The 12,542-nt window shown below is 36.7% G+C and carries 9 protein-coding genes; 7 read left to right on the top strand and 2 right to left on the bottom strand.

What is annotated here, in order from left to right; genetic code table 11:
- The first annotated feature begins 39 nt into the window (after window positions 1–39).
- The 6 genes from KHA96_RS19595 to KHA96_RS19575 all read left to right on the top strand — a co-directional run bounded on the left by KHA96_RS19595 (window position 40) and on the right by KHA96_RS19575 (window position 8,179).
- Window positions 40–2,268 carry an AAA domain-containing protein gene (locus KHA96_RS19595; RefSeq protein ID WP_213130990.1) on the top strand — a complete coding sequence of 743 codons (2,229 nt, stop codon included), beginning with the start codon at window positions 40–42 and terminating at the stop codon, window positions 2,266–2,268.
- Between the two features lie 404 nt (window positions 2,269–2,672).
- Window positions 2,673–2,801 (top strand): hypothetical protein, encoded by a 129-nt coding sequence (locus KHA96_RS23305; protein ID WP_283248475.1) that lies wholly within the window; start codon window positions 2,673–2,675, stop codon window positions 2,799–2,801.
- Between the two features lie 76 nt (window positions 2,802–2,877).
- Complete coding sequence (locus KHA96_RS19590) at window positions 2,878–3,228, top strand: VOC family protein (RefSeq protein WP_213130989.1); 351 nt, start codon at window positions 2,878–2,880, stop codon at window positions 3,226–3,228.
- Between the two features lie 578 nt (window positions 3,229–3,806).
- Window positions 3,807–4,202 carry a VOC family protein gene (locus KHA96_RS19585; RefSeq protein WP_213130988.1) on the top strand — a complete coding sequence of 132 codons (396 nt, stop codon included), beginning with the start codon at window positions 3,807–3,809 and terminating at the stop codon, window positions 4,200–4,202.
- Window positions 4,203–4,802: 600 nt separating this feature from the next.
- A complete protein-coding gene (gene abc-f, locus KHA96_RS19580; protein WP_213130987.1) occupies window positions 4,803–6,734 on the top strand; it encodes a ribosomal protection-like ABC-F family protein in 1,932 nt (643 codons plus the stop codon).
- Window positions 6,735–7,345: 611 nt separating this feature from the next.
- A complete protein-coding gene (locus KHA96_RS19575) occupies window positions 7,346–8,179 on the top strand; it encodes a YitT family protein (protein ID WP_481748256.1) in 834 nt (277 codons plus the stop codon).
- A 460-nt stretch (window positions 8,180–8,639) separates the two neighbouring features.
- Here KHA96_RS19575 and KHA96_RS19570 read toward each other — a convergent pair whose 3' ends face one another.
- Complete coding sequence (locus KHA96_RS19570; protein ID WP_349305815.1) at window positions 8,640–9,101, bottom strand: SRPBCC family protein; 462 nt, start codon at window positions 9,099–9,101, stop codon at window positions 8,640–8,642.
- Between the two features lie 319 nt (window positions 9,102–9,420).
- Window positions 9,421–10,851: a hypothetical protein gene (locus KHA96_RS19565; protein ID WP_213130984.1), complete on the bottom strand. Its 1,431-nt coding sequence runs from the start codon at window positions 10,849–10,851 to the stop codon at window positions 9,421–9,423.
- Window positions 10,852–11,359: 508 nt separating this feature from the next.
- Here KHA96_RS19565 and KHA96_RS19560 point away from each other — a divergent pair.
- Window positions 11,360–12,463 carry an SH3 domain-containing protein gene (locus KHA96_RS19560; protein WP_213130983.1) on the top strand — a complete coding sequence of 368 codons (1,104 nt, stop codon included), beginning with the start codon at window positions 11,360–11,362 and terminating at the stop codon, window positions 12,461–12,463.
- The last annotated feature ends 79 nt before the right edge of the window (window positions 12,464–12,542 follow it).

Genomic DNA, 12,542 nt, shown 5'->3' with positions numbered 1-12,542 from the left:
TATAAATTTGGAACAAAGCCGAATAACAAGGGGAAGCAAATGACAACAACGAAAACATATATCAAGGAATGGCAGCAAGCTCTGCAACAAGAGATTAATCATTTAAAAAAGTATGGAGGCAGCCGCTATTCTGTGAAAAATGGAAGACTGTTATCAAACGACGGTCCTTATAGCTATTATTTTGATACAGCCATCTCAATAAGAATACCAGTTGGTTCCTCCATAAAATTGGAATGGGGAATGATGAAAAGTAGTGGAAGGGTGCTTTCCTCTGAGGGAAGGGGAATTATTGTTGCATTAGAAAAAAACTTCGGTGACCTCATCCCAGATGCTTATCTGTTGCATGACCCTTGGGAGTTACTTGAACAATTAATAGAGCGCTTCGAAGAAATCAAAAAAAGCAAACAAAAGCGGCTAAGAGTGAAAAGATTGATGAATCCTTCTATGGAAACAAAACATCCTGAAGAAAAGATCAAGAGTAATGTCCATGAACTGATTTTGCGGTCCAAATACAATCCAGCTACTTTCGTCTGGGGTCCTCCGGGTACGGGGAAAACATACACCTTAGCCAGAACTGCAGCTAATAAATATTTTCAGAAGAAAAAAGTGTTGATTTTGTCCCATAGCAATCAAGCTGTCGATGTATTGATGGGGGAACTGACTGAGTTTATAAAAAAGAAAAAAAGATTTCGAGAAGGGGACGTGCTCCGCTACGGTGGGTTCAACGGGGAAATTCTATCAGCTCATCAAGAAATTACAACAAATCTGATGATTGAAAAGCATGACCCACTCCTTGCTCACGATAGAGAGAGACTAGTTGAAGAAAGGCGGCACTTAAAGCAAGACTTGGCTCTATCTTTTAGTAAACGAGATTCCGATCTTTTGCTGGAACTAGAAACCAAGATTACGAGAATTCTAGAAAAGGTCCGGAAGAAGGAAGTTCAATTAGTAAAAGATGCGTTCATAGTTGGAACGACGCTTGCTAAAGCAGCTAGTGATAGTGCCGTTTATGAACTTAATTATGATCTTGTCATCCTCGATGAAGCAAGTATGGCTTATGTACCACAGGCAGCTTTTGCCGCAAATTTGGGAAAGCGAGTCATTATTTGCGGCGACTTCAAGCAGTTGCCTCCGATTGCATCAAGCCGTGACCCGCTTGTGGCCAAATGGCTGAAAGAAGATGTATTCCATAAGGCTGGAGTGGTGGAAGGGTTGAATGAAGAGAAACTTCACCCTCAACTATTTTTATTAAAAGAACAGCGTAGGATGCACCCCGATATATCAGCTTTTACCAATGAGTACATCTATCATTCACTCGTTGGAAATCACGAAAGTGTTTATAAAAGCAGGAAAAGCATCACAAGCCTTGCTCCTTTTAAAGAGAGAGCTTCTGTGCTCCTGGATACTAGCTTTACAGGTCTACATTGTATAAGTGATAAAACAACGAATTCAAGATTCAATCTATGGCAGCTGTTGCTGTCTTTTCAATTGATTCATGAATCAACATTAAGTGGTGCTAAATCGATCGGATATGTTACACCATACCGTGCCCAGGCGAATCTTATGGGCATGCTTCTTGAAGAGATATATGAAGAAAAGCGCAGGCAAGCGGATATTATTGCGGCTACTGTCCATAGATTCCAGGGGAGTGAACGGGATGTGATGATATTTGATACGGTCGATAGTGCTCCGCAAAATCGGGCGGGTATGCTCATAACTGGCAAGGAAAGCGAACGTTTGATTAACGTAGCCATTACAAGAACGAAAGGGAAATTTCTTCACGTCAGCAATAGAAATTTTATTGAAAAGCACATGTATTCGGGAAAGACGCTGAGACAACTTGTTAGCCATCAGGTTAGGAACAAACAAACGGTCACAACAAAAGTAATTGGTTCATGGATTCAAAACCAACACCCAAAATTAAGATGGATTCATGCGCGAAAAGTGGAAGCTGTTTTTCAAGACATGGGATCGGCAAAGTCATCGATTACTATTTCCTTGCCAGAAGAAAGCAATTTAACCGAAGAATGGACTAAACAGTTACTAAATAGAGGAAATCGAATAAAGTTGACCATTATTTCGAATCAAAAGTGGAGCGAGTGCGATGTATGGCTGGATGAAATCTTTCCATTTCCTTTTGTGATTATTGACGAGAAAGTTTTGTGGTTAGGACTTCCGCTTGAAGGCGCTAGAGGAGTCCAGCCCCCTTATGTAGCAGCTAGGCTTAGTTCGAGTAAGGTTTGTGAATACTTGTTAAAACAGATTTAGTTTAAATATTTATTGTACACTAGCTGATGTGAAGAGAGGATCTAACCTACATCGATATTAATCTGACATCTCCATCCAAGCCATTTGAAGTGCCCGGTATATTGATGTAAAAGGTTTGTGATATTACTTTCATTAATCTAGCTGTATTTTAATCACTAAATGAAAACTTTGTTCTTTTAGCAAGTGTTTACATAATAGAACCAATACTCTGTAAAATGGTTCTCAGATATTTTCTATACTTATTTGAAGCATTATCTGTGATGTTTCGACACTTAAAATGAAGATTGATATTTTTAAGCTGCCAAGAGGTCCATAACTTAATTTCAAATAAGAAGATAAATAAGTGACTAAATTGGCGAAATATGGATATGCTTGTGTCGGTAAAGCAATGCAAGATCGGGAAAATGAAATTTTGGAATTATAATGGTTGTGGGGACAAAGTCTTGATTGTTATTAAAATAACGAGGGGAAATTCAGTGAACTTTTGTGCAGAGTTCAATGGAAATGTTGATTTGACAGATGATATGCAATAAATTTATTCACTGTAAGATGAACTATTGGATCAGTTCATTTATTAATGATATATCAAAAATTTAGGAGGATGTAGTAATGCAGGTTATACGAATTGTTGCCAATGTTGGGACTCAGGATATATCTAAAGCAAAGTACTTTTATGGAGAAGTGCTCGGACTTGATCAACTGATGGATATGGGATTTATTGCAACTTACGGTTCGCATGAGAAAATGGACACTCAAATTAGCTTTCTTTCTGAGGGCGGTTCAGGGACACCGGTGCCTGACTTGTCAATTGAAGTTGATGATCTCGATAATGCACTAACTCGCATAAAAAAAGCAGGTATTCCAATTGAGTATGGACCAATTGTAGAACCGTGGGGGGTTCGACGTTTTTATGTAAAAGATCCATTCGGTAAGCTTATTAATATTCTTTGTCATCTTTAGATAAATGAGATGACAGATGTGTTAAATATCTAGTTTAGTCAGGAGTTTTTGTTGTATAGACTCAAAAGAGTTACTGCTGCACATTACAAAGACAATATGTAGCAACTTTTCAACAAACAGGTTTTAATGAAATAACGGGAAGCCTGAATTCTCTAATGTAGCATTGCAAAGAAGTTCGGATTTTTAATAATGGATATTCCATACGTTGTAAATCCCCATTTTCCTGGCAGTCTGTATATGACCGTGCTCGAAGAAGTAATGTTTGCGGTGGTGTTTGGGTGCTTAATCGTGGCGAGACTGTGCATTTAACTATAAAAAGTATTCCGACCTTACCGCCTGAATGCGTTAGTACGTATTATTTCTTGCTTATTGCTGACCGGCTTTAAGAGATCCCATTGATTGACCTTTTCAGTGCTGGAATATGGGAAGGTCTTTTTTATATATTCATGATTATTATTATTGTTATAACACAATTTATTAACTTAGCTAATCAAATGTTAACTGAAATTGAATTTCCTTCTATAACTCTTTATAATAGAAAAATGTAATCGGATACAAATGAAAAAAAGGAGGAAAGCATGGGCAGATTAATTCATTTCGAAATTCATGTAAATGACATGGAACGGGCAAAGAAGTTTTATGGAGAGGTATTCGGATGGTCATTTCAAGATTGGAGTGATTATGCAGGAATGCCTTACTTTGGAGCAGTAACAGGCGAGGAAAGTGAACTTGGAATTAATGGTGCATTAATGCAGCGTCAAAGTGCTGCGCCGGAAACAAACCAACCTTTAAATGGATTTGCATGTACAATGGGAGTGGAAAATTACGATAAAACAGAAACGAAAATTATTGAACTTGGGGGCAAGGTCGCCAAGTCTAAACATGCCCTCCCTGGAATGGCATGGCAAGGGTATTATATTGACACCGAAGGCAATATTTTCGGCATTCATCAACCTGATGAGAATGCAAAATAGGATAAATTAGTACACGAGATGAAAAGGAATATTTTTCATCTCGTGTATTTCCTTTTGCCCAATCATTTGAAATGAATGAACAGATTACAGCCACCTCCCACATACAAAAATTTCCCGATCAGTTATTTACAAAAAAATGAAACGGTGAGATAATAAGGGAAATTTCGGAGGAGGAAAGTAAGTTTATGGAACCAACTAATTGCTAATATTAATTGATTTTGAAAATTAATATGAATTTTATGAAGAGGAAATTTACCTATTATTGTTAGGTTTATTTGTTATGCTCTTTATGAATAAGGCAATTTAGAAGGTTACTTACTTTACTAATATCGAGATGATAATTTATTGAATATTTCAGGGTTTCACTTGAAATATTCCGTCAGTTTTTATACAACTGGTGCGAATAGAGGCATGATTATGCTTTTTAGCATGCACATTTTTGTGTAGACTTATTTTAATAAATTATATTCGCTGATTATAGACTGTAAGAAGAAACCATCTTCTTATGGTCTTTTTTAATACAAAAAAATAGTAAAGATTGTCTTTTTAACCCTTTCCATAAAAAGCGTAACGACATTATGGATGGAAGAAGGGAATTTCATGAAGGAACTGAAATTAATCGGCGTTAAAAAATATATGAATGCCACACTTGTCGTTAAAAATGTTTCCTTTGAAGCTTATGAAGGAGAGAAAGTTGGAATCATTGGTGCAAACGGAAGTGGAAAGAGTACGATTCTTAAACTAATTGCAGGAATAGAGCCGATGAATTATTATCCCGGTTATCCGCAAACCTCTAGCCCCGGATATGATGAAGGTCTAATTAACCCGTCAAGAGGAGCGACTAAGGCTTACCTCGAACAATCGCCAGTGTATCCCAAAGGATTAAAAGTAATTGATGTGTTAAACCTGGCCTTTAAGAAGATTGATTGCATCGAAAAACAAATGCGTGAATTAGAAGAGCAAATGAAGTCATTGGAAAACAATGCCCTGGAGAAAGCATTAAAAAAATATAGTGAACTCGTTCAATTATTCGAAGTAAAAGGCGGATACGAAAGGGAAGAAAAGATAAGCAAGGTTTGTACAGGTCTTCATTTTGATGAGAGCTTTTTAAACAGGGATTTTGATTTATTAAGCGGCGGGGAAAAAACGACAGTCGTACTTGGGAAGCTCTTGATTCATACCCCGGATATATTGCTGCTGGATGAACCAACGAATCATTTAGATATGGAATCAATTGAGTGGCTCGAAGGCTATCTGAAAAGCTATAAGGGAATTGTCCTGATTGTCTCACATGACCGATATTTTTTGGACAATGTCGTGACTAAAATAGTAGAAATTGAGGATATGGAATCGAAATCCTATAAGGGCAACTACTCTTCTTTTGTACATCAAAAGGAAGAAAATATGCGGATTCAATATGAGCATTTTAGAGAGCAGCAAAAAAAGATTAATAACATGGAAAAGACTGTAATGAGTCTGAGAGACTGGGCAATGAGGGCTGATAATAACAAGTTCTTTAGAAGAGCTGCCAGTATACAAAAAAAGCTCGATAAAATGGATCGGATCGATAAACCAGTTTTTGAAAGACAGAATATGAAACTTGACTTAAAAGCTGCAGGTCGGAGCGGAAATGAAACGATTAAAGCGATCGCTCTATCAAAAAACTATGATGATAAAATTATTTTTAAGGACACAAATGTATTAGTTAATTTCGGTGAAAGAGTGGGACTGCTCGGCCCTAATGGGAGCGGGAAAACCACTTTCCTTAAGATGCTATTAGGTGAAGAGCAACCTGATAATGGTCTAGTGGAACTAGGCGCTAATGTGAAGGCTGCATATTTGCCACAAAAAATTACGTTTAATAATGAAGACCACACGGTGCTGGAAGCTTTTAGAGATGACATTTTGATAATGGAAGGTAAAGCAAGAGAATATCTTTCAAAATTCATGTTTTATAAAAGTAGCGTCTTCAAAAAAGTAAAGCATTTATCAGGTGGAGAGAGGATCAGGCTAAAGCTAGCTATCCTTTTATTTCAAGATATCAATTTATTAATACTTGATGAGCCTACAAATCATCTTGATATTGATTCAATTGAAACGCTTGAGGAAGCTATGGATGACTTTAAAGGTACAATATTCTTTATCTCTCACGATCGATATTTTATTAATAAAATAGGTGAAAGAGTTATCGTTATAGAGGAGCATTCCTTGAAGAGCTATCTTGGCAATTACGATTATTATAAAAGTGAGAAAGAGAAAGTAATCCATCAAGATGTGAAGGATCCAGTTATAAAAGCTGAAAAAGTGAAAACACAAAGAAAAACCTCTGAAGATTCAAAGAAAGAAACAGCAAAAGCTAGAGCATTGGAGAGAATTGAAAATCTTGAAAATGAAATAAATGAGATAGATTTAACGATGGCTGAAAACCATCTTCATTATGAAGAGCTTAATAAGCTGTATAGCAGGAAACTTGAGTTAAATAAAGAACTCGAATCAGTAATGGACTTGTGGTTAAATTTGGATAATAGTTGAAGGAATTATCAAACCTGCCTATGTATTTCTCCTAGAAAGGATATTAACTTTAATCGAGATTATAGTAAAGAGGAGTGTCTTGCTTCTCTTTTTTTGTTCCATAAAATAAGTACTTGCTTAAAAGAATCAATTCTAAAACCTTTTTTTCTGTTATGCCTTCTATTCGTATGCTACATTATAAAAATAAGAAATAAATGATGTCCCTAAATGGTTACCATTGTACTTTTTCGGTCAAGTTAGAGCTTTTCACCTCAAATATTTTCCTTGTTCTCGTAATAAAATGAGAAACTATACTTTACTAGAATATTTATCCCATTCGCCGCACCATAATTTTAATACCTCTGGCATCCTGATTAAGAAAACATCATCAAAGTGATGGGCGGTTCCGTTTCCTATACAATTTGAAGGGAAGAGGCGTTTTTTAGAAACAATTCAAGTACAGGCTAAAGCTAGTGGGTATATTAACGAAGAGTGAATGAGAATTAAATGATTTTAGCTATATAAAATATATTTTTATTAAAAATTTAATGTAAAAGACAAAGTTCACTTAAGTTGGAAAAGAGGAAATAATATTGAATACCACTACAAAGAATAAACGTAATAAACTTCTTATGGTTTCGCGCGCAATATTAGTTTTTATTGGTGGATTTATTACAGCCTATGGACTAGAATCAGTATTAATTCCAAACCATGTGTCAGATGGCGGTGTGACAGGCCTGAGTATAGTTGGTTCACAATTATTTGGATTACCCCTTGGGCTTTTCATTGCATTATTAAATATCCCATTCGTATTTTTAGGATATAAACAAATCGGTAAAAGCTTTGCTATTTATTCAGTTATCGGTATAGCCTCACTAGTTATTAGTACTAGCCTTATGCACCATATACCAACCATCATTCAAGGAGATACATTGCTAGTAACTGTTGTTGGTGGTATTATCATTGGTTTTGGGATGGGACTAGCCTTGCGTAATGGCGGTGCACTAGATGGAATTGATATGTTGGCTGTACTACTTTCCCGCAATTTACCTTTTGGGACGAGTGATTTAATCCTTTTTTTGAATATGTTTGTTTTTATTATTGTATCCACAGTTTTCGGTCTTCAAGGAGCTATTTTATCCGCTATTGCTTATTTTATTGCATCTAAAGTGATTCACATTGTAGAGGAAGGATTAAGCGGCTTGAGGACCTTTAAAATTATTACAACTCAACCTGAATTAATGGTTGAAACGATACGTGACAGATTAGGTCGTGGAGCAACATACCAATTAGCTCTAGGTGGTTATTCAAATGAACAATTCAAGGAAATTACTTGTGTCATAAACCGGTTAGAAGAAAGTAAAATGAAAGAAATCATTAATGAAATTGATCCAAAGGCATTTGTAGCGATTTACGAAGTATCAGAGGTTAAAGGTGGAAATTTCAAAAAGCATGATATTCATTAATTGGTTACCAATAACTATTAGAGGCTGGGACATAACTAAAACAATCAAACCTAAAGACGAACAATGATCTAACTTAGCGGAGGAAATATACGAAGACTCCTGTGGAAGGAAGGCATAGGTGAGACCCCGCAGCTCGGGACGAGCGAGGAGGCTCGCCAGCCGCCCACGGAAAGCGAAGTATATTTCCGGAGCGGGTATATACACTAAACAACCTATTGTTCGGATTTATCTTTGTCGGAAATAGTTATGTCCTGGTCACAATTCTTTAGTCAGCACTCCTTCTATCACTTGTTAGTTCAGAGACGGATTCCTAGATGAAAACAAAAAAATGTCAAGCACTACTCCTTAATTACTCTCAATTGTTCTAACTGTGAACTTAAAGAATGTGTGGCGTGATTATGTATGAAATTTGCCTGTTGCCTCTGGAGCCGTTCTATCAAACTTGAAAACTGCTTTGCCCTTATTTCTCTAAATAGTCAATTAACGAATCTAAATCTTTTGCACAGGCTTTTTTAAAAGTTCCCGATATCAATTTCCCGAAAAATTTAGATAATCCAGTAAGTCCATTTATTTCTCCATTCAATGAAATCCCTGTATTATCGCCTGTTGAAGTAAGTATGTAAGTAAAAACAAATTCACCTTTGCCCGTTGTCCCTTTCGTTCCATCACAACGAAATACAATCTTATCTGGTTCATTTATCTCCACTACTTCAAAATGTTCAGAAGCTTCTTTTCCAAACATTTTTCTTGTCTCTTTCCACTGACTTCCCACCTGTAATAGACCCTTATCCAATCGCTCTATTCGAACTAGTCCCTGCATCCAGTTCTTAGCAGAGTCAAGATCAAGTATTCCATTGTACGCTTTTTGCTTGGAAACCTTAGTAGTCCTTTTTATTTCAAAACAAATACTCAAGCCACTCACTCCTAGAAAATCTTCTTTCTTAAACAATAGCACAAAACCTTAGCTAGTATATTCACTGTATTGGGTATTATTTTATTATGTCCTATAAAAACTAGGTAAAACTTGCTATTCAAGAAGGTGATATTGTTGCTGTTGCTCTCATATAGAGCAGAATCCAAATGATATTGGTGGGACAGTTGTATATATCTCTCCTTTTCAAGATGGCCAAAATCGTTGAACTGTGGGATATAGGCCAATCACTGCAAGAGGACACAGCTGGTGAGAATCGTATGTTCTAATGAAGTCAATCAAAAGAATCGAGGGACAATCCCTCGATTCTTTAGAATATTAATAATCCAATGATCGTCGAAAGAATCAATCCTATGAAAACGGGGAAGATGCTCTTTCGTACAAGCTCCATAACAGGAACCTTTGCAAAACCAGCTACTGCCACAAGTGACGACCAAGCAATTAAGGTTCCTCCGCCTACCCAGATTGCACCCATTTGGCCAATAGCCCCAAGTGTTGCTGCATCGACCCCAACACTTTCTCCTAATGCTCCTGACAATGATCCCACTAAAGGAAGACCTGAAAAACCAGAACCATCCAATCCCGTAATCATACCAATAATAAGAATGCCGAAGCCTGCAATAAAGCTATTTTCAGGTATGATATGCTGACCAGCTATAACGAGATCAAATAAGAAAGAAGGTGTTTCTTCTACAGCCATTCCGAACATTTTCGATGCCAATTCACCACTGCCGATAAAGAAGAAACCAGCGATAGGAATGACTGGACCCATTGCTTTAAAGGCGAATACAAATCCTCTTACGATATTGTCGCTTACTGAATTTAGGGAAGAGCGGATATTTTTAAAGAAAGAAGCTGCAATAAGGAGAATAAATGAAGCACCGCCAATTAATGCTGCTCCAGTGCCGCCTTCTAAGGAAGGGAGAACTGTTGAGAACTTTGCCAAAACCATATAGATAATGATTACCAAGAAAGTGACAGGTATGAGAATGGCAAAGAAAAGACTATATTTACTTTTTGAAGATTGCTTCGTTTCAGATGAACTTTCGCTTTCAACCGTTTTTTGAATACTATTTTCCCATGCTTGAAGATGTTGACTAGATGGTTGTAAGATTTTTTTTCTAAGAGAAAGATAGGCAAGGACAATAGCTGAAATCCCAGTAATTAAGGACAATATAAAGGCACGATCTGCGACGGGGCCAACGTCAATTGAAGCTGCAGTTGCTGTTAAGGTTGGAGCAATTTGAATGACATAATCAGACGATAAGGCCATTCCTTGCCCTGCTAGTGAAATAGCAATTGCGGCACCAATTGGAGGTAGACCGGCGCGAACAGCAACGGGAATGAGTAAGGCGCCAACTAATGGGACTGCGGGTGTTGGCCAAAAGAAAAGGGAAATCGCATATGTGACGAAAATGATGATCCAGTAGGATATATGCCCATTCTTCATGACTTTTTGAAACGGCGTGATCATTTGCTCATCTGAACCAAGCTCTTTCAATGAGTATAACAAGGCAGTCATGATTGCGATTATGAGGAAGATATTAAATAACTCCCCAGCTGCAACTAAACTAGCATTAAAAATAGTTTGCAAACCAGCTGTAAATGAACCTTTAAAAATCCAACCAACTAAGAATGTCACTATAATCGAAGGTACAACGACATTTTGGCGAAATAACATCGTTAAAATAATAATCACTGTTCCTGCCAAATACATCCAGTGAGCGGCTGTTAGCTCCATATAAAATAACCCCCCTTGAAAGTAAAATTGAAAAGCAATAAAATACTTAAGTTAGGTTATGCGCGGAGTTGGGCTTTAGTGAAAACGTGTAGAAAAGTTTTTAGAATGAGGATTGAAAGGGGCTTTTGAAAAGTGAGCTTCTGTATCAATTAGAAAAAAATAATACTAGAAAGATTAGTGTTATTAGGCAAAAAAATGGGGTAAAAATACATTGATAGTAAGGATAATCATTAGTATTATGATATTTTCGGTTTTACTCATTTGCGTTTTAATCCAATATTAAAGGAAAGACCATCAAGATCAATTGGATTTAGAAAAAAATGAAGCATGAGTACCGGAGATGGAAAAATGCAATTAGAGCATTTACATGATGGGTTATCACACTAAATCTGGGTGTGCAACCTGCCAACAACGTTTTAAACTTAGAAAGTCATCTGTTAATCCAGCATTGAATCCTAGCTATAATTTAATAAGGAAATTCATAATGAATTGCAAAAGAGGGAAGAAGATGTTAAAAAAAGTATTCGCAATTTTTGTTGCAATGTTAATCTTATTAACTGGACTTTATATCGATGAGCCGGTACATGCTGCTAGCCAAACAAAATACGTCACAGCGAGTGCATTGAATGTTAGAACTGGTCCCAGTACTAAGAACAAAGTGATTACCATCATTAAGAAGAATCATGCTGTAAAGGTGACTCAAACAAGTGGTTCTTGGGATAAGGTAAAAGTCGGAAGTAAAACGGGTTGGGTATCGAATAAATATTTAACCACTAAGAAGCCTACAACAACCACTAAGAAAAAAACAACTTCCAAAACTATGTATGTCACAGCGAGTGTTTTGAATGTTCGCAGCGGCCCAAGTACAAATTACAAAGTGGTCACAACGATCAAAAAAGGCCAATCTGTTATTGTTAATCAGACAAAGGGCTCTTGGGGAAAAATAAAGGTTGGAAGTAAAACAGGCTGGGTTTCAACCAAATATTTAACTGCTACTAAACCAGCAGCTTCGAAAAACTTAGCGGCAGGTTTAAAAACAATCAGAAACAATAAACAATTAATTCTTGTTACTACAAACGGTTTGAATACGTCGTCAGCTGAAATTCGCACTTTTGAGAAGGATTCCAAAGGAAAATGGGTTCCTGTATTGGCTACAACAGGATATATTGGAAAATACGGATTCACCTCCAATATGAGTGAGGGAGGCAAGAAATCTCCAATTGGAAAGTATACAATCGGAACCGCTTTTGGCAGTAAAAAAAATCCAGGAACAAAATTATCTTATCGTAACATAACAGATGACGATGTTTGGGTTGATGATCCGAAATCTTCCCTTTATAACACATGGCAATCCCGTAAGAAAACAAAGGGAAAATGGAAAAGTGCTGAAAATATGAATATTCCTGCTTATACCTATGGTTTCGTTATCAACTACAATACTAAACGAATTCCGAATAAAGGCAGTGCCATCTTCTTCCATATAGGAAATAGCTATACACTTGGATGCACCGCAACATCTGAAGCTAATGTTGTAAAAATTTTAAAATGGCTAGATCCTAAAAAGAATCCAGTTATCATCCAAACACCAATTCAGGACTTAAAGAAATATTAAAACAAAATATATCATTTTAAAGATAGCGTAATAACAATTGGGATAAGGGCTGCCCCTTATCCCAATAAACTTTTTTCAA

Source organism: Bacillus sp. FJAT-49711, assembly GCF_018343715.1.
In the GTDB taxonomy this organism is placed as follows: domain Bacteria; phylum Bacillota; class Bacilli; order Bacillales; family Bacillaceae_C; genus Lederbergia.
Note: the sequence above shows the minus strand (reverse complement) of the source record. Positions and strands in the feature narration are given on the sequence as shown.

Coding starts and splice junctions, on each gene's coding strand:
- KHA96_RS19585 (WP_213130988.1), top strand. CDS start 3,807: ATGGGCAGATTAATTCATTTCGAAATTCATGTAAATGACATGGAACGG.
- KHA96_RS19560 (WP_213130983.1), top strand. CDS start 11,360: ATGTTAAAAAAAGTATTCGCAATTTTTGTTGCAATGTTAATCTTATTA.
- KHA96_RS19590 (WP_213130989.1), top strand. CDS start 2,878: ATGCAGGTTATACGAATTGTTGCCAATGTTGGGACTCAGGATATATCT.
- abc-f (WP_213130987.1), top strand. CDS start 4,803: ATGAAGGAACTGAAATTAATCGGCGTTAAAAAATATATGAATGCCACA.
- KHA96_RS23305 (WP_283248475.1), top strand. CDS start 2,673: ATGAAATTTTGGAATTATAATGGTTGTGGGGACAAAGTCTTGATTGTT.
- KHA96_RS19565 (WP_213130984.1), bottom strand. CDS start 10,851: ATGGAGCTAACAGCCGCTCACTGGATGTATTTGGCAGGAACAGTGATT.
- KHA96_RS19595 (WP_213130990.1), top strand. CDS start 40: ATGACAACAACGAAAACATATATCAAGGAATGGCAGCAAGCTCTGCAA.
- KHA96_RS19575 (WP_481748256.1), top strand. CDS start 7,346: ATGGTTTCGCGCGCAATATTAGTTTTTATTGGTGGATTTATTACAGCC.